This window comes from Polaromonas sp. YR568 (genome assembly GCF_943369415.1).
In the GTDB taxonomy this organism is placed as follows: domain Bacteria; phylum Pseudomonadota; class Gammaproteobacteria; order Burkholderiales; family Burkholderiaceae_C; genus Polaromonas.
The window spans coordinates 1-21084 of record NZ_CALRNF020000033.1; the positions used below are offsets into that span (position 1 = coordinate 1).

25 protein-coding genes are annotated in these 21084 nt (G+C 66.6%); 13 read left to right on the plus strand and 12 right to left on the minus strand.

Translation table 11 applies throughout. The annotated features are described in order from the left end of the window. Positions 1-195 precede the first annotated feature (195 nt). The 3 genes from ACLV74_RS19215 to ACLV74_RS19225 all read right to left on the minus strand — a co-directional run bounded on the left by ACLV74_RS19215 (position 196) and on the right by ACLV74_RS19225 (position 2703). On the minus strand, positions 196-1158 hold the full coding sequence (locus ACLV74_RS19215) for an ROK family protein (RefSeq protein ID WP_411881017.1): 963 nt from the start codon (positions 1156-1158) through the stop codon (positions 196-198). 15 nt (positions 1159-1173) lie between these two features. Continuing rightward, positions 1174-1368 carry a DUF2905 domain-containing protein gene (locus ACLV74_RS19220; protein ID WP_411881018.1) on the minus strand — a complete coding sequence of 65 codons (195 nt, stop codon included), beginning with the start codon at positions 1366-1368 and terminating at the stop codon, positions 1174-1176. A 219-nt stretch (positions 1369-1587) separates the two neighbouring features. After that, positions 1588-2703 carry a class I SAM-dependent methyltransferase gene (locus tag ACLV74_RS19225; protein WP_411881019.1) on the minus strand — a complete coding sequence of 372 codons (1116 nt, stop codon included), beginning with the start codon at positions 2701-2703 and terminating at the stop codon, positions 1588-1590. A gap of 96 nt (positions 2704-2799) precedes the next feature. Here ACLV74_RS19225 and ACLV74_RS19230 point away from each other — a divergent pair, with 96 nt between their 5' ends. The 6 genes from ACLV74_RS19230 to ACLV74_RS19255 are packed head-to-tail and all read left to right on the plus strand — an operon-like array spanning position 2800 to position 7566. Beyond that, the gene (locus ACLV74_RS19230) at positions 2800-3597 is read left to right on the plus strand and encodes an SDR family oxidoreductase (protein ID WP_411881020.1); all 798 of its coding nucleotides are present in this window, start codon (positions 2800-2802) and stop codon (positions 3595-3597) included. Between the two features lie 53 nt (positions 3598-3650). Then, entirely contained in the window at positions 3651-4022 is a 372-nt protein-coding gene (locus tag ACLV74_RS19235; RefSeq protein ID WP_411881021.1) for a dihydroneopterin aldolase, read from the plus strand. Between the two features lie 20 nt (positions 4023-4042). Further along, entirely contained in the window at positions 4043-4993 is a 951-nt protein-coding gene (gene ttcA, locus ACLV74_RS19240; protein WP_411881022.1) for a tRNA 2-thiocytidine(32) synthetase TtcA, read from the plus strand. A 31-nt stretch (positions 4994-5024) separates the two neighbouring features. Next, on the plus strand, positions 5025-5648 hold the full coding sequence (locus ACLV74_RS19245) for a DUF4136 domain-containing protein (protein WP_411881023.1): 624 nt from the start codon (positions 5025-5027) through the stop codon (positions 5646-5648). Between the two features lie 2 nt (positions 5649-5650). Continuing rightward, complete coding sequence (locus ACLV74_RS19250) at positions 5651-6337, plus strand: histidine phosphatase family protein (protein WP_411881024.1); 687 nt, start codon at positions 5651-5653, stop codon at positions 6335-6337. Positions 6338-6363: 26 nt separating this feature from the next. Further along, positions 6364-7566 (plus strand): DSD1 family PLP-dependent enzyme, encoded by a 1203-nt coding sequence (locus ACLV74_RS19255; RefSeq protein WP_411881025.1) that lies wholly within the window; start codon positions 6364-6366, stop codon positions 7564-7566. Positions 7567-7595: 29 nt separating this feature from the next. Here ACLV74_RS19255 and ACLV74_RS19260 read toward each other — a convergent pair whose 3' ends face one another. The 4 genes from ACLV74_RS19260 to ruvA all read right to left on the minus strand — a co-directional run bounded on the left by ACLV74_RS19260 (position 7596) and on the right by ruvA (position 10664). After that, on the minus strand, positions 7596-8105 hold the full coding sequence (locus ACLV74_RS19260; protein WP_411881026.1) for a TonB family protein: 510 nt from the start codon (positions 8103-8105) through the stop codon (positions 7596-7598). Between the two features lie 77 nt (positions 8106-8182). Then, positions 8183-9013, minus strand: coding sequence for a hypothetical protein (locus ACLV74_RS19265; RefSeq protein ID WP_411881027.1), 831 nt, complete (start codon positions 9011-9013; stop codon positions 8183-8185). A gap of 2 nt (positions 9014-9015) precedes the next feature. Then, positions 9016-10083: a Holliday junction branch migration DNA helicase RuvB gene (gene ruvB, locus ACLV74_RS19270; protein WP_411881028.1), complete on the minus strand. Its 1068-nt coding sequence runs from the start codon at positions 10081-10083 to the stop codon at positions 9016-9018. Between the two features lie 8 nt (positions 10084-10091). Beyond that, positions 10092-10664 carry a Holliday junction branch migration protein RuvA gene (gene ruvA, locus ACLV74_RS19275; protein ID WP_411881029.1) on the minus strand — a complete coding sequence of 191 codons (573 nt, stop codon included), beginning with the start codon at positions 10662-10664 and terminating at the stop codon, positions 10092-10094. A 114-nt stretch (positions 10665-10778) separates the two neighbouring features. Between ruvA and ACLV74_RS19280 the strand changes: the two genes are divergently transcribed. Together ACLV74_RS19280 and ybeY are read left to right on the plus strand one after the other, a co-directional pair. After that, positions 10779-11786, plus strand: coding sequence for a PhoH family protein (locus tag ACLV74_RS19280; RefSeq protein ID WP_411881030.1), 1008 nt, complete (start codon positions 10779-10781; stop codon positions 11784-11786). Further along, positions 11776-12231: an rRNA maturation RNase YbeY gene (gene ybeY, locus ACLV74_RS19285; RefSeq protein WP_411881031.1), complete on the plus strand. Its 456-nt coding sequence runs from the start codon at positions 11776-11778 to the stop codon at positions 12229-12231. The genes ACLV74_RS19280 and ybeY overlap by 11 nt, the downstream gene beginning before the upstream one ends. 10 nt (positions 12232-12241) lie before the next feature. On the opposite strand, the gene ACLV74_RS19290 is transcribed toward ybeY, so the two are convergent. The 4 genes from ACLV74_RS19290 to ACLV74_RS19305 all read right to left on the minus strand — a co-directional run bounded on the left by ACLV74_RS19290 (position 12242) and on the right by ACLV74_RS19305 (position 15203). Further along, positions 12242-12922, minus strand: coding sequence for a glycosyltransferase (locus ACLV74_RS19290; RefSeq protein ID WP_411881032.1), 681 nt, complete (start codon positions 12920-12922; stop codon positions 12242-12244). A gap of 91 nt (positions 12923-13013) precedes the next feature. Next, positions 13014-13463 (minus strand): D-aminoacyl-tRNA deacylase, encoded by a 450-nt coding sequence (gene dtd / locus ACLV74_RS19295; RefSeq protein ID WP_411881033.1) that lies wholly within the window; start codon positions 13461-13463, stop codon positions 13014-13016. Continuing rightward, entirely contained in the window at positions 13463-14230 is a 768-nt protein-coding gene (locus tag ACLV74_RS19300; RefSeq protein WP_411881034.1) for an extracellular solute-binding protein, read from the minus strand. The genes dtd and ACLV74_RS19300 overlap by 1 nt, the downstream gene beginning before the upstream one ends. 58 nt (positions 14231-14288) lie before the next feature. After that, positions 14289-15203, minus strand: a complete 915-nt coding sequence (locus ACLV74_RS19305) for a cation diffusion facilitator family transporter (RefSeq protein WP_411881035.1) — start codon at positions 15201-15203, stop codon at positions 14289-14291. 139 nt (positions 15204-15342) lie between these two features. Here ACLV74_RS19305 and ACLV74_RS19310 point away from each other — a divergent pair, with 139 nt between their 5' ends. The 3 genes from ACLV74_RS19310 to ACLV74_RS19320 all read left to right on the plus strand — a co-directional run bounded on the left by ACLV74_RS19310 (position 15343) and on the right by ACLV74_RS19320 (position 16964). Then, positions 15343-15744: a cupin domain-containing protein gene (locus tag ACLV74_RS19310; RefSeq protein WP_411881036.1), complete on the plus strand. Its 402-nt coding sequence runs from the start codon at positions 15343-15345 to the stop codon at positions 15742-15744. Positions 15745-15810: 66 nt separating this feature from the next. Beyond that, the gene (locus ACLV74_RS19315) at positions 15811-16353 is read left to right on the plus strand and encodes a FecR domain-containing protein (protein ID WP_411881037.1); all 543 of its coding nucleotides are present in this window, start codon (positions 15811-15813) and stop codon (positions 16351-16353) included. Then, a complete protein-coding gene (locus ACLV74_RS19320) occupies positions 16350-16964 on the plus strand; it encodes an OmpA family protein (protein WP_411881038.1) in 615 nt (204 codons plus the stop codon). The genes ACLV74_RS19315 and ACLV74_RS19320 overlap by 4 nt, the downstream gene beginning before the upstream one ends. A gap of 35 nt (positions 16965-16999) precedes the next feature. On the opposite strand, the gene tyrS is transcribed toward ACLV74_RS19320, so the two are convergent. Beyond that, positions 17000-18232, minus strand: coding sequence for a tyrosine--tRNA ligase (gene tyrS / locus ACLV74_RS19325; RefSeq protein WP_411881039.1), 1233 nt, complete (start codon positions 18230-18232; stop codon positions 17000-17002). 225 nt (positions 18233-18457) lie between these two features. Here tyrS and ACLV74_RS19330 point away from each other — a divergent pair, with 225 nt between their 5' ends. Continuing rightward, entirely contained in the window at positions 18458-19822 is a 1365-nt protein-coding gene (locus ACLV74_RS19330; RefSeq protein ID WP_411881040.1) for a peptidoglycan DD-metalloendopeptidase family protein, read from the plus strand. 125 nt (positions 19823-19947) lie between these two features. Further along, positions 19948-21084 (plus strand): anhydro-N-acetylmuramic acid kinase, encoded by a 1137-nt coding sequence (locus ACLV74_RS19335; protein ID WP_411881041.1) that lies wholly within the window; start codon positions 19948-19950, stop codon positions 21082-21084.

Below are 21084 nucleotides of genomic sequence, written 5' to 3' on the forward strand. Positions count from 1 at the left end.
TTTTGACCCCGTCTGGACCGAGCACCACAGGTTGCCCCGGAGCGAAGCGCAGGGGACGCAGCAACCAGGGTCGCCTTTTCTTTGGTGACTTTCTTTTGGCGAAGCAAAAGAAAGTTACTGGCCGCCGGGCCACTCCCGGCCAGCAAGCCTATGCCGAGGAAGCAAGCGCGCAAGCCGGCGCAAGACCCGGCAACCTCAACTTACCAACGCCAACGCCCCAAAATCCCCAACCCTCTCCCCCAGGCCGGCAGCCACCAACTCGAACTCATCCGTCAACGCGGGCAGCTTGCCGTGGATCTGCGCACTCAGGCGCGGCAGCAGGTAGTCGCGGTGGTTCCAGAAGACGCCGCCGCCCATGCTGATGCGTTCCAGGTCCAGTGTGGCGACGAGGTTGTAGAGGCCGCGTCCCATGACGCGGCACAGCTCGTCCACGATGGTGTTGGCGGCCGCGTCGCCTGACTGCGCGGCGGCGAACAGCGCGGAGGCGCCGGGATAGCCCGCGCCGGCAAAGCGCCTTGCGATGGCGTTTCCGGCCACAACGCCTTCGAGGTCGCCCCTGTTGCCGCAGCCGCACAGCGCGTCGCTGCTGTCGCTGACAAAGGTGTGGCCCGCGTGGCCCGCGTTGCCGTGTTTGCCGCGCAGGATACGGCCGTCCACACACAGGCCGAAGCCTATGCCGGTGCTCCAGGTCACGTAGGCGCAGTGGCTGAAGCCCTGCAGCGCGCCCCAGCGGCGCTCGGCCTGCAGCGCGCCGACACCGTCGTTTTCCAGGCGGAGCTTGTCGGCAAAACGGCTGCGCAGCGGCGCCTCCAGCGGCACGCTGACCCAGTCGTTGGGCAAGCCGCGCGCCGGGCCGGCCATGCCGCCGCAGATGTTGGGGTTGGAGATTTCCAGCATACCGTCCACGGCGACAAAGGGGCCGCAGGACGACACGCCGACGGCTTCGATGTCCTGCTCGCGGACGCCGGCGGCTTCGCACGCGCTGGCCAGCATGCGCAGCACCTGGCGCGCCACGGTGTCGGGCTGGCCTTCTTTTTCGGTGGGTTCCACATGCCGCGACTGCAGGGCCGACGCGGCCTGCTCCAGGCTGAGTTCCTGTCCGGTGGCGATCAGGCTGACCGCGATCTTGGTGCCTCCCAGGTCGACGCAGGCTTTCATGCGGAGATTTCTTCCTTAAAGGAGTTTGGCGAGCAGGCTGGCGATAAAGCTCAGCAGGATGGTGGTGGTGAGCGGAATAAACCATTCACGCCCGAACAGGCGAAAGCGCAGGTCACCGGGCAGCTTGCCGAAGCCGAGCTTCTGCAAAAGCGGGCTGAACCAGCTGATCAGCATCAGGGCCAGGAAGATGACGATGAACCAGCGGATCATTGGGGTAGTTTAGCCCCCACGCTTTTTCACTTCGTGTAATGCGCGGCCCCCGAGGGGGCCGCCCGCCTGCGGCCCGGCAAAGCCGGTTCTGCGGCTCATGCTGGGTTTAAGAGTTCAGTAGGCACCACGAGTGGGGGCCGCGGGACTGGCTTTGCCAGACCGCAGGCCGTCCCCTTGAGGGGGGAAGGCGCTACACGAAGTGAGCGTCCGACGGGGGTGCTACAAAGTATGCATACGGTCGCCCGCAGAAAATCCCATGGGCTCCCAGACCGGTTGGCCTTTCGCGCCAAAAGCGATCACCTTGAACAGCTCACCCATCTCATGCTCGGCGATCAGTTTTTGCACCATGACGCGCTGCTCCAGCGGCGCGTCTTCCATGCCGTCGACCAGGCCGCAGTTGAGCAAAAAGCGACCCTGGCTGGTGTAGCCCAGCACCTCCAGCCCCGCCTCCTGGCCGGCCAGGGCGATGCCGGTGAAGTTGACGTGCGCGGTGATGTCCTTGCTGCCCACCTCGGCCAGCGCATCGGCGTCGGCCAGATGGCCGCGGTGGCACATCACGGTGCCCATGCTGCGCTGCGGGTGGTAGTACTCGTGCTCGGGGAAGCCGTAGTCGAGCAGGAAGACGGCGCCGGCCTCCAGCCGGTCGGCCAGCGTGGCGACAAAGCCTTCGGCCTGGGGGTGGATTTCGGTGAGGTAGTCGTGTTCGCCCTCCACCTCAAACGGGGGCCGAAGGTCGGTGCGCTGGTCGGCATAAAGAAAGCAGTCCCCATGCACCACCACGCCGCGTTCATGCCAGACACCCTGCAGGCGATTCAGCAACTTGACCGGCATGGCGTCCAGCACCTCATTGCCCAGCACCACGCCGCGCATGGCAGGGGGCAGCTCCGTCGCCCATTGCACCTTGTCGCCGTAATGGGCCAGCCGTTCGCGCTGGCGCGCCTGCAGGCTGCCCGACAAATCGACGATGGTGTAGCGCTCCAGCTGCGTGCCCAGCGTCTCCAGGGTATCCAGCACCTGCTGCGCCAGCGCGCCCGAGCCGGCGCCGAACTCCCAGATTTCGGCCGTGCCGGTCCCCTGCAAAGCCTGGGCGGCCTGTCGCGCCAGGGCCTGGCCGAAGCGCGGCGAGAGTTCGGGCGCGGTGACAAAATCGCTGCCCGTGCCGGGCATCAGGCCGAATTTGCGCGAGTCGTTGGCGTAGTAGCCCAGGCCCGGCGTGTAGAGGGCCAGTGCCATGAACTGGTCGAAACCCAGCCATCCGCCGGCGGCCTCAATGGCCTTGGCAATGTGGGCGGAGAGGGCGGTCGGTAAAATGGGGGTATTCGTCGTCGGGGTCATAGGGGTCACCACCGGCCATTGTCGGCGATCATCCCGGCCCCTTCATTCCGCGCCCCGCCTCCTTTCGGCCCCATTTTTGACGTCAAACGCCCGCCCATGAACCCAGCCCCGTCTTCTTTCCCCGTGGTCCTCGTGACCGGCGCCTCGCGGCGGCTGGGGCGCGAGATCGCGCTGGCGCTGGCGGCAGGCGGCTGGCAGGTGGCGGTGCATTACCGCGGCTCTGAAGCCGAGGCGATGGCAACCGTCGCCGACTGCGCCAAACTCGCCGGCGCCTCGGCGGCCTTCCAGGCGGACCTGGGCGACGAGGCTGCGGTGCGCGGCCTGCTGCCGGCCGTGGTGGCGCGCATGGGCCGGGTCGACGCGGTGGTCAACAACGCCTCCACCTTTGAAGAAGACAACGCCGCCAGCTTCGGCTTCGCGGCCCTGGACAAACACCTGCACAGCAACACCGGCGCCGCCGTGCTGCTGGCCCAGGCGCTGCACGCCCACATCGCGGGGCGCGGCGATCAAAGCGGCGAAGGCGGCGAGGGCACCCAGGGCGCCGTGGTCAACCTGCTGGACCAGAAGCTCTGGAACCAGAACCCCGATTTCTTCAGCTACACCCTCTCCAAGGCCGCGCTGGAAGCGGCCGGCACCATGCTGGCGCTGGCCCTGGCGCCGCTGGTGCGTGTGGTCGGCGTGGCGCCCGGGCTTACGCTGACCAGCCATTTGCTGAGCGACGCGCAGTTCGAGGCGCGCCACAAGCTGTCGCCGCTGGGCCGCTCTTCCACACCCGCCGACGTCGCGGCCACGGTCAAGTTCGCGCTGGAAAACCGCTCCATCACCGGCACCACGCTGCTGGTGGACGGCGGCCAGCACCTGATGAAGTTCGAGCGCGATTTTTCGCTGATGTGAACCCGCGGCAACGGCTGACACACCCCTTATTCCACCCATCACAAACTGGCGCCATGTACACACCCCGGGGCACCCAAATCCTGAACCTCACCGGCTTGCGCTTTGACGCCAACCTGGGGATCCTGGACCACGAAAAAACCGCGCCGCAGCCCATCCAGGTCGATGCCGAGCTGAACCTGGGCACGCAGCCGCTGCTGCCGCACGACGACGACATCAACCACGTGCTGGACTACCGCAAGGTGCGCCAGATCATCATCAGCGAGTGCACGGCGGAGCACAGGAACCTGCTGGAGAGCCTGATCGGCAAACTCGCGCACCGCCTGATGCAACTGCCCGGCGTGCTGGGCGTGCGCGTGAAGATCGCGAAACTTGAAATTTTTGACGACTGCGAAGTGGCCATTCGCGTCGAGACGGGACAGTGGTGAGCAATATGGGAGCAAGTGATATGAGCGCAGTCTGGGAAGAAGCGGTGGCGGAGTACGAGCAGCAGGAAAGCTCCGCGCGCGTGCAGAACAGCATGAAGATAGAGCGCGAGGACCACAAGCTCGAAAAACGCCTGTGCCGCGAGGTCGGCCGCGCCATCGTCGACTTCAACATGATTGAAGAGGGCGACAAGGTCATGGTCTGCGTCTCGGGCGGCAAGGACAGCTACGCCATGCTCGACATCCTGCTCAAGCTGCAAAAGCGCGCGCCCATCAACTTCGAGCTGGTGGCCGTCAACCTCGACCAGAAGCAGCCCGGCTTTCCCGAGCACATCCTGCCGGAGTACCTGGGCAAGCTGGGTGTGCCTTTCCACATCGAAAACCAGGACACCTACAGCATCGTCAAGCGCGTGATTCCCGAGGGCAAGACGCTGTGCTCGCTGTGCTCGCGCCTGCGCCGCGGCATTTTGTACCGCGTGGCCGGCGAACTCGGCTGCACCAAGGTCGCGCTGGGCCACCACCGCGACGACATGCTGCAGACCTTTTTCCTCAACATGTTTTTCGCGGCCAAGCTCAAGGGCATGCCACCCAAGCTGGTCAGCGACGACGGCAAGAACGTGGTGATACGCCCCATGGCCTACGTCACGGAAAAAGACCTGACGCGCTGGGCCCAGGTGCGCGAATTTCCCATCATCCCTTGCACCTTGTGCGGCAGCCAGGAAAACCTGCAGCGCAAGCAGGTCGGCAACATGCTGCGCGAGTGGGAGAAAAAATTCCCCGGCCGCCTCGAGAACATGTTCGCTTCGCTGCAGAACATCGTGCCCTCGCACCTGATGGACAACAAGCGCCACGACTTCAAGGGCATCAAGGCTACCGGCGTGGCCGACGCCGACGGCGACAAGGCCTTCGACGCCGAGGAGTTCCAGGAAGCACGCCTGCCCGGCGCTTCCGTGATCGGCATTCAATCCCGCTGATCTTCCAGATAATTTTCACCGTGGAGGTCTTATGAAGCGCGCATTTACCACCATCTTTTCCATAGCCGCCCTGGTGCTTTTCATGAGCGGCTGCTCCACGGTTCGCGTGGTCGACAGCGACGTCACCGCCTTTTACAACTGGAACGGCCCGCCCCCCGCGCCGGGTACGCCTTACCGTTTTGAGCGCTTGCCCTCCCAGCAGCTTGTGGGCTCGCCCCAGGACGCCATCGAGGGCGTGGCGCGCAACGCCCTGGCCAAGGTGGGGCTGGAGTTCAATCCGCCTGCCGCACGGTACAGCGTGCAGATCGTCGCCAACACCCAGATCGTTGAACGCTGGCCCTATGACTACGGTCCCTACGGCGGTTTCGGGTTTGGCAGCGGTGTGTTCGTGGGCGGCGGGAACCGCGGCGCCTCGGTCGGCCTGTCCTTCCCGATCGGCGGCGGGATTGCGGAGCCGCCTTATTTCAAGCGCGACCTGAGCCTCGTGATGCGCGACCTGCGGACCAACCAGGTCGCTTTTGAGACGCGGGCCCTGCACGACGGCGTATGGGGTGACACCCTGGCCGTGCTGCCCGCCATGCTGGATTCGGCCCTGCGCGGCTTTCCGCAGCCGCCGCCGGGCATGCGCCGCATCAACGTTGAAATATCAAGGTGAGCATGGAAACCACGCGCATCATTGCGATTCGACACGGCGAGACCACCTGGAACGTGGACACCCGCATCCAGGGCCACCTGGACATCCCGCTCAATGAAACCGGCCGCAAGCAGGCCGAGCGCATGGCGCTGGCGCTGGCCGACGAGCCCATCAGCGCCATCTACGCGAGCGACCTGACCCGCGCCTGGGAAACCGCGCAGTACCTGGCCCGCATCCAGGGCATGGAAGTGACGCGTGAGGAGGGCCTGCGCGAGCGCGGCTTCGGCGACTTCGAAGGCAAGACTTTCGCGGAGATCGAGGCCCTGCTGCCCGACCAGTCCCTGCGCTGGCGCAAGCGCGACCCGGAATTCGCGCCCGCCGGCGGCGAGTCGCTGATCGCGCTGCGCAGCCGCGTGGTCGCCACGGCCGAGCGCCTGGCGGCCGCCCACCCGGGCGAGCTGATCGCCCTGGTCGGCCACGGCGGCGTGATGGACGTGCTTTATCGCGCCGCCACGCGGCTGGACATCCAGGCGCCGCGCACCTGGCAACTCGGCAATGCGGCCATCAACCGCCTCCTTTGGACCCCCGAAGGCTTTACGCTCGTCGGCTGGGCCGACACCCAGCACCTGGACGATGGCACACTGGACGACAGCGCAATTTCCGGCACCCTTCCGGACGGCCCCGCCCGCGACCCGCTGAGCGCAGAATAAATAACACAAGAGATGCAACGGATCCCATGAGCACTTCGCCTTCCCGCCTGACCGACTTGATCGGCAAGCCGGTCAACGACATCGACACACCCGCCCTGGTCATCGACATGGATGCGATGAAACGCAACCTGGCGCGCATGTCCGAGTTCGCCAAAAAGCACAACATCCGCTGGCGCCCGCACGCCAAGCTGCACAAAAGTGTCACGCTGGCCAAGATGCAGATACGCGCCGGCGCGGTGGGCGTGTGCGTGCAGAAAACCTCCGAAGCCGAAATCATGGCCGCCGGCGGTGTCTTCAACATCTACATCAGCAATGAAGTCATCGCCCCCGCCAAGCTGGCGCGCGTGGCCGCGCTTGCCCAGAAAGTCGCGGCCCAGGGCGGCCAGCTCGCCATCGCGGTGGACAGCACCGAGGGCGTGATCCGCCTGGCGCAGGCCATGACCGAGGCGCGCATCAACAACAAGGACAAAGCCGGCACCCCCGGCGCCGCCACCGTGATCGACGTCTTCGTCGAGATCGACGTCGGCCAGGGACGCTGCGGCGTCGAGCCCGGCGCCGCGGCCGTCACGCTGGTGCTGGAAATCCGCAAACACCCGGCCCTGCGTTTTGCCGGCCTGCAGGCCTACCACGGCAAGGCCCAGCACATGCGCAGCGCGCAGGAACGGCGCGAGGCCATCGCCAAGGCCGTCGAGGACGTGGTGCTGACGAAGAAGCTGATCGAGGCCCAGGGCGTCACGGTCGACCTGGTGACAGGCGCCGGCACCGGCAGCCTGATGCTGGAAGCCTTCAGCGGCGTCTACGGCGAGCTGCAGGCGGGCTCCTTCATGTTCATGGACGCCGACTACGCGAAAAACGAGCGCGACCCGGCCCAGCCGCAGTTTGAGCACGCGCTCTTCGTCAAGACCCAGGTCGTCAGCACGCACGGCGGCCATGCCGTGTGCGACGCCGGCCATAAAAGCCACGCCATCGATTCGGGCCTGCCGCTGGTGCACGCCTTCGACACCGAAAGCGAGCTCGAGTATTTCAACGGCGGCGACGAGCACGGCATCCTGCGGCCCGCCGGCGACAGCAAGCGCCTGCCCGGCCTGGGCCGCATGCTGTGGCTGATCCCCGGCCATTGCGACCCGACCGTGAACCTGCACGACGTGATGATCGGCGTGACCGGCGGGCTGCGTAGCGGCACCGTGCAGCGCATCTTCCCGGTCGACGCGCGCGGCGCGCTGACCTGAGGCGCCGGCTCCGCCCTGGCGCCAGTGCCCTAGAAGTTCACCCCGTAGACCGCATACATGGGCGCGGCCTTGCCGTTGACGCGCCCGCCGCGGTACTCGGCCTCGCGCGCCGACTGCAGCACCGCCTCGTTGAGTTCGGCATGCGTGGACGACAGCACGCGCGCATCGAGCAGCTTGCCCTCGGCATCCAGCAGCGAAATCACCACCACGCGCCCGTGCACGCCCTGCGCGCGGTAAGCCTGCAGCGCGTCCAGGGCGCCGGGCTTGCGCACGCGCGCGATGGAGATCTTCTGCCCCATGCCGTCGCCTTCCTGCATCGCGGGGGCCTGCGGGTGGTCGGCGTAGAGCTTGCTCATCTGGCGGAACAGCTCAGGGAATTCCGGCAAGCTGGACGTGGCCGCCAGCGGCACCGCCGGGTTGGGCGTGCGCGCCGTGGGCGGATTGCCGGTGGTCGCGCAGCCTGCCAGCCAGCAGGCCAGCCCCAGGGCGGCGGCGCCTGCCCCAAGGCGATGGGATGGCGATGAAAACGGAATCGGCATGGGGAAGTGGGCAGGTATGGCTGAAGCGGGCAGGCGGCCCGGAGGGTTGAAACACAGCGCGAAACCAAAGCGGCGCGTCATGATCGTACAACCGTGGCCCGGACATTCGCGGCCTGGACGACCAAGGCCATGGACACCATGAGCACGCCATAGGCCAGGCAGGCCAGCGCCCCCAGCCAGGACAAAAAGTTCCAGGCGTTGTAGCGGCCGGGGTTGGTGTTCAATTCTTTCGCATAGTCCGGTGACGCGCCGGGCAGGCCGCGCGCCGCGCCGTAGTCCAACGCGGCGTCGCCCAGAAAATAAAACCCCGTGATGCAGGCTGCCATGCCCAGGAAAAAAACAAACACCCTCGGCCGCTCGACGGCTTTGAGGAAGAAAAATGCAAGCGCCAGCGCCGCGCCGCCCGCGAAAAAAAGCTTTCCCGTCACTTTGGGCGAGCCCAGCGGCGCCAGTTCGCGCCATACCCAGGGCAAGGGCGCAAGCAGCCATTCGGACGCGGGAGCCAGCCCGTTCCATCGCAGCCTGGAGAGGGGGCCGCCGGACAGCTCCGCAAGGGCGACGAGGCACACGCAAGTGGCCACGGCGATGTAGCAGATGTAGCGAAACGTCGTGCAGGTGACCGGCGAGGCGCTTGACCAGTGGCGCTGCACCAGGTGCGTGGCCCATCCCAGCGCCAGGGAGATAGTCCCGGCCGAGCCAACCCATGCGGCTGTTCCCTGCAGGATGGCGAAGCCCTCCAGCACAAACACAGGCAGGTAGCCGAACACCACGCCGCTCAGGGCATAGGCCAGCAAGAAGGCCACCGTCACGCCCAGCCCCGTTGAATTGAAGAAGCGCTGCCCGGCGGGGGATTTCGTCCAGGCCGCCTGGGGGTCTGCCGCCGCCGACAAGGCCACCCACTGTCCCATGTTCAGGCGTTAAACATGTCGTTGCCGCTGACCGGCGGCGCCACGCCCAGGTGGCGGTAGGCGGCCAGGGTGGCGATGCGCCCGCGCGGCGTGCGCTGCAGGTAGCCCTGCTGGATCAAATAAGGCTCGATCACGTCCTCGATCGTGTCGCGTTCCTCGCCTATGCTGGCGGCGATGTTGTCCAGGCCCACCGGCCCGCCGTCGAACCTGTGAATGACGGCCTCCAGCAGTTTTCTGTCCATCACGTCGAAGCCCTGCGGGTCCACATCCAGCATGGCCAGCGCCTTGTTGGCGATGTCCAGCGAGATGTGGCCGGTGCCCTTGACGTCGGCATAGTCGCGCACGCGGCGCAGCAGGCGGTTGGCGATGCGCGGCGTGCCGCGCGAGCGGCGGGCGATTTCAAAACCGCCTTCCTCGTCCATGGGCGCGTTGAGCAGCTTGGCGCTGCGCCTGACGATGCGCGCGAGCTCGTCGGGCGTGTAGAACTCCAGCCGCGCGACGATGCCGAAGCGGTCGCGCAGCGGGTTGGTCAGCATGCCGGCGCGCGTGGTGGCGCCCACCAGCGTGAAAGGCTGCAGGTCGAGCTTGATGCTGCGCGCCGCCGGGCCTTCGCCGATCATGATGTCGATCTGGTAGTCCTCCAGCGCGGGGTAGAGGATTTCTTCCACCACGGGGCTCAGGCGGTGGATTTCGTCGATGAAGAGGACGTCGTTCTTTTCCAGGTTGGTCAGCAGCGCCGCCAGGTCCTTGGGCTTTTCGAGGACGGGGCCCGAGGTCTGCCGCAAATTCACGCCGAGTTCGTGCGCAATGATGTGGGACAGCGTGGTCTTGCCCAGGCCGGGCGGGCCGAACAGCAGCACGTGGTCCAGCGCTTCTTTCCGCTTCTTGGCCGCGCCTATGAAAATTTCGAGCTGGTCGCGCACCTTGGTCTGGCCCACGTACTCGTCAAACAGCTTGGGGCGCAGGGCGCGCTCGATGGCCTCCTCGCCGGGCGAGGCCGGCGCGGCCGACATCACGCGCTTGGCGGGCGGGAAGTCGCCGGGGGAGAAGTCGTCCGTTTGAATGCTCATGTCGGGGGTTATTTCGCCAATGCCTTCAACGCCAGCTTGATGCCGTCGCTCACGCCTATGTCCTTGGGCAGGGCCTTGAGCGCCAGCGCGGCGTCGCGGTCGCTGTAACCCAGCGCCACCAGGGCCTGCAGGATGTCGGACTGGGCGTCGTTGGCGATGCTGACATGCACGCCGATGTCGGCGCCCAGCTTGCCCTTGAGTTCCAGCAGCAGGCGCTCGGCGGTCTTTTTGCCGATGCCGGGCACCTTGATGATGCGGCCGGCTTCCTGCTGGGTCACGGCCTGCGAGAGTTCCTCGACGCTCATGCCGCTGAGCACGCTGAGCGCGGTGCGCGGGCCCACGCCGGAGATCTTGATGAGCTGGCGGAAGGCCGCGCGCTCGGTGGCGCTGCCGAAGCCGTAGAGGATTTGCGCGTCTTCGCGCACCACAAAATGCGTCAGCAGGCTGACTTTTTCGCCCAGGCCGGGCAGGTTGTAGAAGGTGCTCATGGGCACCAGCACTTCATAACCGACGCCGTTGCAATCCACCAGGATTTCAGGGGGATTTTTTTCGGCCAGCTGGCCAGAGAGTCTTCCAATCATGGGCAAATCTTATCAGCCGCACACAGTCGGCTGTTTGGGCGGACAATTGTGTTCCGGCCGGCGCCGTCGCCGGTATTGGGCCCATCGGTGGCCTTTTTTCAGGAAAGCCCGTCCTTGATCCTTCGCTACACCTTCACGCCGCCCAACAACACCCGCATGGGCCACCTGTGCGGCCCCATGGACAGCCACATCCGCACCATCGAGGCGGCGCTGGACGTGACGATCGCGCACCGCTTCGAGCAGTTCAAGATCGACGGCACCAAGGTCAAGGCCACGCAGGCGCTGGAGGTGCTGCAGGCGCTGTACGAAATCGCCCAGCGGCCGATAGAGCCCGAAACCGTGCAGCTGATGCTGGCCGGCGACACCGCGCTCAGCATCGCGCCCGATGGCACTGCGGCGCTGTCCACGCGCCGGGCCGACCTGCGCGCCCGCACCACCAACCAGGGCACCTACCTGGAAAACATCGCCACGCACGACATCACGTTCGGCATAGGCCCGGCTGGTACCGGCAAGACCTACCTGGCCGTGGCCTGCGCGGTCGACGCGCTGGAGCGCAGCACGGTGCAGCGCATCGTGCTGACGCGACCGGCGGTCGAGGCCGGCGAGCGCCTGGGCTTTTTGCCGGGCGACCTGAGCCAGAAGGTCGATCCCTATTTGCGCCCGCTGTACGACGCGCTGCACGAACTGATGGGCTTTGAGCGCGTGCAGAAAGCCTTTGAGCGCCAGCAGATCGAGATCGCGCCGCTGGCCTTCATGCGCGGGCGCACGCTGAACCACGCCTTTGTCATCCTTGACGAGGCGCAAAACACCACGCCCGAGCAGATGAAGATGTTTTTGACCCGCATCGGCTTCGGCAGCAAGGCGGTGGTGACGGGCGACGTGAGCCAGGTCGACTTGCCGCGCACGCAGCTCAGCGGCCTGGTGGACGCCGAGCGTGTGCTCAAGCGTGTCAAGGGCATCGCCATCACGCGGCTGACCAGCGCCGACGTGGTTCGCCATCCGCTGGTGGCGCGCATTGTGGACGCCTACGACAAATCCCCGGGCCTGGCCGCACCCGTCGAGGAAGGCGCCGAACCCGCACCGGCACGCCGCACCAGCGCCCGGAGCCGAAATGGCTCTTAAGCAGTTGAGCCTGTCTTTGCAGTTCGGCGACCTGAAGAACGCCGCGCGCCACCGCGCCGCCCTGCCGCGCCACAGCGTGGCCCGCTGGATACGCCATGCTCTGGCGCATGACGGCGAGATCACCGTGCGCATCGTGGACGCCGAAGAAGGCCAGGCGCTGAACCGCGACTACCGCCGGCGCGACTACGCCACCAACGTGCTGACCTTTGACTACACACAGGAACCGGTGGTCACCGCCGACCTGGTGCTGTGCGCGCCCGTGGTGGCGCAAGAAGCGAAAGACAACAAAAAGACGCTGCAGGCCCACTACGCGCACCTGCTGGTGCACGGCACGCTGCACGCCCAGGGCTGGGACCACGAAACCGGCGAGGACGACGCCGAAGCGATGGAGGCGCAAGAGATTCGCATCCTGGCGGGCCTGGGTTTTAAAAACCCCTATCGCTGAAATCCCGTTCTCAGGACTTCCACTTGTCCAGGTAAGCCGCATAACCGGCGCTCCAGGAGGGGCCGCCGAAGCCGCCGCCGCTTTCGTGCACTACCGAAATCGGCCAGGTGCCCATGCTGAGCCCCAGCCGTTCGGCCTCGCGGCAGAAATCGAGGTCGTAGAAATGAAAATCAAAGCGCTCGTCAAAGCGCAGGTTTTTATCGATCATCAGCCGGCTGTCGCAGGCCAGCAGCAAACCGTCCAGCAGCTTGACCGGCACGCCCGAAGGGCCGAAGACGCTCAGGTTCGAGGAGGGAAAACCATCGCCGTGTGCCACCACGCCGCTCAGGTTTTCCTTGTCGTCCCAGGTGAATTTGTCATCCACAAACGCCCAGCCCGGCTGGCGCGGCACGCGGCGCCGGTTGCCGGCCAGGCCGATGACGTCGTATTTGGCGAGCCCTTCCCGCAAATGGTCGCCCCAGAAAAAATCGCACAGGTGCAAGTCGTCGTGACAAAAGACCAGCAGCGCGGGCTGTTCCCGCGCCTCCTCGATGGCCTGGTTGTAGACCGACGGCAACCCTGCCGTGTTGCTCTCAAACACCCGCACCTGAATACCGCCCAAGGGGTAATACAGGGCCAGTGACCGGCCCAGCGCGGTTCCGGTAAAAAAGTCTTTGAAGCTGGAGCGCGTGGCAACAACAAAACGAATCATGGGTGACCTGGAGGATTTGTGGTTTTGGGGAGAGCCGCAAGAAGTCGCTTGCCGCCCGTTCATCTGCGGTTTTATACCTCAGCGGTATCCATCACGCTGCCGGGTCGATCCGCAGCGCAATGGTCACCGGCCCGTCATTGACCAGGTGCACCTGCATGTCGGCGGCAAAGCGCCCGGTTTCCACCTGCGGGTGCAGCGTCCGCGCCTGGGCCACAAAGTAGTCGTAGAGCCGGCGGCCTTCGTCGGGCGCCGCCGCGCCGGTGAAGCTGGGCCGGTTTCCGCCCGAGGCGTCGGCGGCCAGCGTGAACTGGCTTACGACGAGCAGGCCGCCCTTGACGTCCTGCACGCTGAGGTTCATCTTTCCGGCTTCGTCGGAGAAGATGCGCAGCTTGAGGATCTTGGCGAGCAGCTTGTCGGCCTGCGCCTCGGCATCGCCGCGCTCTGCGCAGACCAGCACCAGCAGCCCGGCGTCTATGCGGCCTATGGTCTCGCCGGCAACCACCACGCGGGCCTCGGCCACGCGCTGCAGCAGCGCCTTCATCAGTCGGTCACGCCGGCCGCGACGAACAGCGGCTTGCCTACCGGGCCCGACAGGAAGCTGACGAACTCCTGGGCCAAGGCCTGCTGCTTGCCGGAGGCCAGCGGCGCGGCCGTGTAGGAGGTGTAGTTCTGCACTTCGGCCGGCACCGGGCCTACGAACTTCAGGCCCTTGCCCTGGTAGAGCAGGATTTCCGTCATCGCGCCGAAGCCGATCTCGTTGCCCTTGCCCTTGATGACGTGCTCCATCACGGCGGCGCCGTCGGGGTAGCGCGTGGTCTTGCCTTCGACCTGCGTGTAGACGTCCATCTTCTTGAGCAGGCCTTCGAGGTACAGGCCGGTGGACGCGCGGTTGAACACCAGCGAATCCGCGGCCAGCACCGAGCGCTTGAGCGCCTCGGCATTGGCGATGTCGGGCGCGGGCGCGCCGTCGCGCACCGCCACGCCCATGCCGACGCGGCCGACGTTGGCGCGCGTCTCGGCCAGCTTGCCGGCCGCGGCGAATTCGCCGATGACGGCCGGCGGCGCGATCACCACGTCGAAGGCCGGGTTGGCGTCCATGCGTTTTTTCAGTTCCGGTGCGGTGTTGAAGGTGATCTTCACGCTGTGGCCGTTCTGCTTCTCAAACGCGGCGGCCGCGGCCTTCAGGCCCGGCTCAATGGCGCCGGCGCTGAGCACGGCGAGGTGGGTGTCGAGCGCGGCGGCGCCGGTTGCCGTGGCGGCGGTCAGGACGCAGGCAAAGGCCTGGGCGAGAAGCGAGATGCGTTTCATGAAAACTCCTGGGCAATGAAGGGGCTGGGAAATTATCGGGCGGGAATACACAAGGCTGTCAGATCAGGTCGGACTCGTCGCCAAAATGCGCTTCCACGTCGCTGGGCAGCAACTGGATGGTGGCGCGCAGGCCGGGCACCGCGCTCATCAGGGCCTGCTCGACGCTGGCCCGCACCGCGGCGGCCCGCCCCAGCGACCAGTCGGCCGGCATGTGCATGTGCAGGTCCACAAAACGCCGCCGGCCTGCGCGGCGTGTGCTGAGATGGTCAAAACGGATGGTGTGGTGCGCAAAGCCGTCCAGCGCCTTCTGGATCTCGGCCATCACCTCGGGCTCCACGGCTTCGTCCATCAGGCCCTGCGAGGAGCGCCACACGAGCCGGCCGCCTTCCCACAGGATGTTGATCGCCACGCCTATGGCCACCGCGGCGTCCAGCCAGAGCCAGCCGGTCAGCATCACGGCGCCCATGCCCACGACCACGCCCGCTGAAGTCCAGACGTCGGTCACCAGGTGTTTGGCGTCGGCCTCCAGCGCGATGGAGCGGTGCGCCCTGGCCGCGCGAAACATCACCCAGGCCAGCAGGCCGTTGAGGGCCGAGCCGACCACCGACAGCGCCAGGCCCCAGCCGATTTTTTCCAGCGGCTGCGGGTTGAAGATGCGATGGGTCGCCGCCCAGATGATGGCCGCGGCCGCGCCTATGATCAGCGCGCCTTCAAAGCCTGAGGAAAAGTATTCGGCCTTGTGGTGGCCGTAGGGATGGTCGTCGTCGGCGGGCCGCTGCGCGATGGTGACCATGGCCACGCCGAACACCGCGCTGGCCAGGTTGACGAAGGACTCCATCGCGTCCGACAGCAGGCCCACCGAGCCGGTGACGTACCAGGCCGCGGTCTTGAGGATGATGGTGACGACCGCCACGGCCACCGAGGCCAGCAGCATGCGCTGCGGCGTCAGGGCCTGGAGGTCGATCGTGCTCATGCCGCCATTGTGTACGACGGTGGTGACGCAAGGGTTGTTCCCAAGGCCGGCGCCCGGCGCGGCCGCTAGCATGGGTGCGCGCCGCAGTCCCTGCGCGCGATCGGCCCCACAACCTTGAACTACCTCCTGAGGAAACACCATGAACATCCAACAACGCAGCGTGACCCTGGTGCTGGGCGCCGTGCTGGCCGTCTCGGCCGGCGCCCTGTTCGCGCAGGCTTCGGGCCTCACGCGCACCCTGGTCGGCAAGGCCGACGTCTCCGTGCCCGGCCGTGAGGCCGTGGTGGCCCGCGTCGATGTGGCGCCGGGCGCCAAGGCCGGGCGCCACACCCACCCGGGCGACGAGATCAGCTATGTGCTAGAAGGCGAGGCCACCCTGCTGATCGACGGCCAGCCGCCGCGCCAGGTCAAGGCCGGCGAGTCCTTTGTTGTACCGGCCGGCGTGGTGCATGACGCGCACAACAACGCCGCCGTGCCTGTCAAGCTGGTGGGCGTGTACGTCGTGGAAAAAGGCAAGCCGCTGGCCACACCGGCGCCCTGAGAGCCGGCGGCACGGCGCCTGCAAACTCCGGTCGCCGATGCGACAATGGCCGCCGGAGTAATAACAATGACCTACACACATTTGATAGCAGCCACTGCCCTGGCGCTGGCCGCGGCCGGCGCGCACGCGCAGGCCCCGTCGGCCGTCACGCCGCCACCCGTCCCCGAAGCGGCAAACGCCACAACCGCCGCCGCTGTGCCGGCCCCCGTCGAGGTGGTGGCCCGGCAAGCCGGTTTCGTCAAAACCTTGAAGGGCAGCGTGCAGTTGCAGGAAGCCGCCGGCGCCGCGGCGCGCCCGGCCCAGGCCGGCGACGCGCTGCTGCCCGGCGGGCGCATCACGACCGGCCCCGACTCCGCCGCCAGCGTGGTGCTGCGTGACGGCACCACGCTGGTGGTCGGGCCGTCCTCGCAGATGGAACTCAAGGCCTTCAGCTTCGACATGACCACCCATGAGGGCACGCTGCTGGCAGCGCTGCTCAAGGGCTCGCTGCGCATGATCACCGGCCTGCTCGGCAAGGCGCACCCGGAAGCGGTGCGCATCGAAACCCAGTTCGCCTTCGTTGGTGTTCGCGGGACGGATTTCATCGTGCAAGCGGACGAACAGCCATGAGCGCCCGTCTTTTCCTTTGCATGCCTGTGGCGCTTGCCCTGCTGCTGGCGGGCTGTTCCACACCGGGCGCCCGCGTGGTGCTGCTGCCGCAGGAAGGCGGTGCGCCGTCCGCCGTGGTGGTGCGCGCCAAGGCCGGGCCGGGTGCCGAGGCTGTCCTGTCCCAACCCTACCAGCGCGCCACCGCCGCCTCGGGTGCCAGTGGCGCTCCCACCGTGGACCAGGCCGACCCGGCCAAGGTGCAGGCGGAAAACCGCGCGCTGTTCGAGATGGCGCCGCCCAGGCCGCAGCGCTACACGCTGTATTTCGATGCCGGTGGCACGGTGCTCACGGCCGAGTCACAGAAAGTCCTCGAAGAGGTGCTGGCCGCGGCGCTGGCCCGCAGCGGCGGCGACGTGGTGATCACCGGCCACACCGACACCGTGGGCTCGGGTCTCAGCAACGACGCTTTGTCGGCCCAGCGGGCGCAACAGGTGCGGCAGATGCTGGCGGAGCGCCAGTTCCCGGCGGCGCGCATCGAAGCCGCCGGCCGCGGCGAGCGCGACCTGGCCGTGCCGACGGCCGACGAGGTCGACGAGCCGCGCAACCGGCGCGTCACCGTCGAGGTGCGTTAATCAGCCAAGTCAGCGGGCGGTGAGGCGGCTGGGGCTCAGCCCAGCGTCACGCGCGCGAACTTGCGCTTGCCGACCTGCAGCACATAGGTGCCGGCCGCCAGCTTGAGCGCCTTGTCGCTCACCACGCTGGAATCCACCCGCACGCCGCCGCCGTCGATCAGGCGCGTGGCTTCGCTGCCCGAAGGCGCCAGGCCCGCGGCTTTGAGCAGCGCGCCTATGCCCATGGGCGCGCCCGACAGCGACACCTCGGGAATCTCATCGGGCACGCCGCCCTTGCTGCGGTTGATGAAGTCCTGCTCGGCGGCGTCGGCCGCGGCGGCCGAGTGAAAGCGCGCGGTGATTTCCTTGGCCAGCGCCACCTTGGCGTCCTTGGGGTTGCGCCCGCCTTCCACCTCGGCCTTCAGGGCCGCGATGTCGGCTTCGCTCTTGAAGGACAGCAGCGTGTACCACTTCCACATCAGCACGTCGGAGATCGACAGCACCTTGGCGAACATGGTGTTGGGGTCTTCGCTGATGCCGATGTAGTTGTTCTTGCTCTTGGACATCTTGTCGACGCCGTCCAGGCCTTCGAGCAGCGGCATGGTCAGGATGCACTGCGGCTCCTGGCCGTATTCCTGCTGCAGGTGGCGGCCCATCAGCAGGTTGAACTTCTGGTCGGTGCCGCCGAGCTCGAGGTCGCTCTTGAGCGCCACCGAGTCGTAGCCCTGCATCAGCGGGTACAAAAACTCATGCACGCTGATGGGCGTGCCGGCCTTGAAGCGGTCGTTGAAGTCGTTGCGCTCCATCATGCGGGCCACGGTGTAGCGCGACGCCAGCTGGATCATGCCGGTCGCGCCCAGCGGCTCGCTCCACTCGCTGTTGTAGCGCAGCTCGGTTTTGGAGGGGTCCAGGATCTTGTCGGCCTGCGCGCGGTAGGTTTCGGCGTTGACCTTGATCTGCTCGGGCGTGAGCGGCGGGCGCGTGCTGTTGCGGCCCGAAGGGTCGCCGATCAGGCTGGTGAAATCGCCTATAAGAAAAATGACTGTATGGCCCAGATCCTGGAGCTGACGCATTTTGTTCAGCACCACGGTGTGGCCGACATGAATGTCAGGCGCGGTCGGGTCCAGGCCCAGTTTGATGCGCAGCGGAACGCCGGTGGCCTCGGATTTGGCCAGTTTTTGTATCCAATCGTTTTCCGGGATCAGCTCCTCGCAGCCCCGCAAGGTGACCGACAAGGCCATCTTTACACGGTCGGTGACGGGGTATTTTGTAACAAGCGCTTGATTCATAAGGGTTTTTCACATGTCGGGGTGTTGTCCGACAGATATACTGGCGGTTCTCCTGCATCCAGCGGGCCATTTTAGTTGGCCTGCAAATTGCTGATCAGGAACCACATCGTCTGGATGGCTCCGGCCCCACCCCTGCATCAGGGCCGGCCACCAAAGCTCTCCATGTTTTATACAGCAGTCCGGTGCTCCCGCAGCGCCCGATGCATTTTTGTTGGGAATTTTGCTTTGCAACTGCCATCCCCCTCCCAGGTACTGCTTCCCCTCGCCAACACCCTGCGCCGTCACCCCAAACGGGTCACCGCCACCCTTGCAGCCCTGCTGCTGGGCACCGGTGTCACCGCTTTCGGCGTCGCGCCCATGGCACCCGACGCCGCCGACCTGCCGGTGCGCCAGGTGCTTGAAGCGGTGGAGGCCCTGCCCACGCAGGGCCAGACCGATTCGCTCAGCGACTTCCGCTTCAAGCTGTTCCGCACCGAGAGCACCCGCAGCAGCGACACCGCCGACTCATTGCTCAAGCGCCTGAACATCGACGACAGCGCGGCTGCCGCCTTTTTGCGCAGCGACGCGAACTCGCGCAACCTGCTTGCGGGCCGCGCCGGCAAGAACGTGACCGTCGAGGCCAGCGACAGCCAGCAGCTGCTCAAGCTCAGCATGCGCTGGCCCACCGACGACGAAACCATGTTCAAGCGCCTCGTGGTTGAACGTGGTGCCGCCGGCTTCACGTCGCGGATTGAGACAGCCCCTTACGTGGCCGCCGCGCGCCTTTCAAGCGGCAGCATCCAGACCTCGCTGTTCGCCGCCACCGACGACGCCCGCATCCCCGACGGCGTGGCCGTGCAGATCGCCGAGATTTTCTCCAGTGACATCGATTTCCGCCGCGCGCTGCGCAAGGGAGACCGCTTCAACGTGGTCTATGAATCGCTGGAAGCCGACGGCGAGCCGCTGCGCACCGGCCGCGTGCTGTCGGCCGAGTTCGTCAACGCCGGCAAGCCCTACCAGGCCATGTGGTTCCAGCCCCCGGGCGCGGACGCCACCGGCGCCGCCAACAAGGGCGGCTACTACACCCTCGACGGCCAGAGCCTGCGCCGCGCCTACCTGAGCTCGCCGGTCGAGTTCTCGCGCATCAGCAGCGGCTTTTCGATGCGCTTTCACCCCATCCTGCAAAAGTGGCGCGCCCACCTGGGCACCGACTTCGCGTCGCCCACCGGCACGCCTGCCCGCACCGTGGGCGACGGCGTGGTGGAATTTTCCGGCGTGCAGAACGGCTACGGCAACGTGGTCTTCGTCAAACACCGCAACGGCCATGAAACCGTCTACGCCCACCTGAGCAAGCTGCTCGTGCAAAAAGGCCAGAACGTGAGCCAGGGCCAGACCATAGGCCTGGTCGGCAGCACCGGCTGGGCCACCGGCCCGCACCTGCATTTCGAATTCCGCGTCAACGGCACGCAGCAAGACCCGATGACCATCGCCAAGCAGAGCGAAACCATTCCGGTGTCCACGGCCGCCATGCCGGCGTTCAAGCAACTTGCTGCGGGTGTGAAAACCCAACTGCTGGCCGCATCGACGATCACCCAGACGCGCGCTGAATAAGTACCCGTTCGCCCTGAGCTTGTCGAAGGGCTGCCAGGGCAAACAAAGGGCTTCGACAAGCTCAGCCCGAACGGTTGATTGGCTGGCTAGGACGGTTGATTGATTCACTGCGACAAAATAGGCCAATGCTCGACTACTACATTGGCCTGATGTCAGGCACTTCACTCGACGGCGCCGACGGCGTGCTGGTGGCGTTTGACGGTGAGAAATTGCGCGTCCTCGCCGCCGCCACCGAGCCCTTCAGCGATGCCTTCCACGCCGAGTTGCTCGCGCTGAATACGCCCACCGACAACGAACTGCATCGCGCCGCCCTGGCCGGCAACCGGATTGCCGCGGTCTATGCCAAGGTCGTCGCCGCGCTGCTGGCCCAGGCCGCGGCGCAAGGCATCTCGCCCCTGGACATCAAGGCCATAGGCGCGCACGGCCAGACGGTGCGGCACCAGCCGCAAAGAACATCCAGCGAACCCGCAGGCGCGGGCTACACGTTGCAGCTGAACAACCCGGCCCTGCTGGCCGAACTCACGGGCATCACCGTGGGGGCGGATTTCCGAAGCCGCGACGTGGCGGCGGGCGGGCAGGGCGCGCCGTTGGTGCCGGCTTTTCACCAGGGCGTCTTCGGCCGCGTTGGTGCGGCGGTGTGCGTGCTCAACCTGGGCGGCATTTCCAACCTCAGCGTGCTGCCGAAAGCGGCGGGCTCGCCGGTGCTGGGTTTCGATTGCGGGCCGGGCAATGCGCTGATGGATGCCTGGTGCCGGCAGCACACCGGCCAGCCCTATGACGCCGGCGGCGCCTGGGCCGCCAGCGGCGAGCTGCTGCCCGCGCTGCTGGCCAGCCTGCTCGACGAGCCGTATTTCTCCCAGCCGATCCCCAAGAGCACGGGCCGCGACCTGTTCAGCCTGGACTGGCTGGCGGGCAAGCTCCAGCCTTTTGCGGCCGAACGGCCCGAGGACGTCCAGAACACCCTGACCGAATTCACCGCCAGGGCCTGCATCCTGGGCGTCGATGTTTACGGCAAAGACAGCGAGTCGCTGATCGTCTGCGGCGGCGGCGCCTTCAACACCCACCTGCTGGCGCGCCTGCAGGCCGGTTTGCCGTCATTGCGCGTCAGCACGTCCGATGAGCACGGCCTGCCGCCGCTGCAGGTGGAAGCGGCGGCATTCGCGTGGCTGGCGCGGCAACTGGTGCTGGGCCGGCCCGGCAACCTGCCCAGCGTGACGGGCGCGCGGGGCTTGAGGGTGCTGGGCGCGGTCTATCCCGCCTAG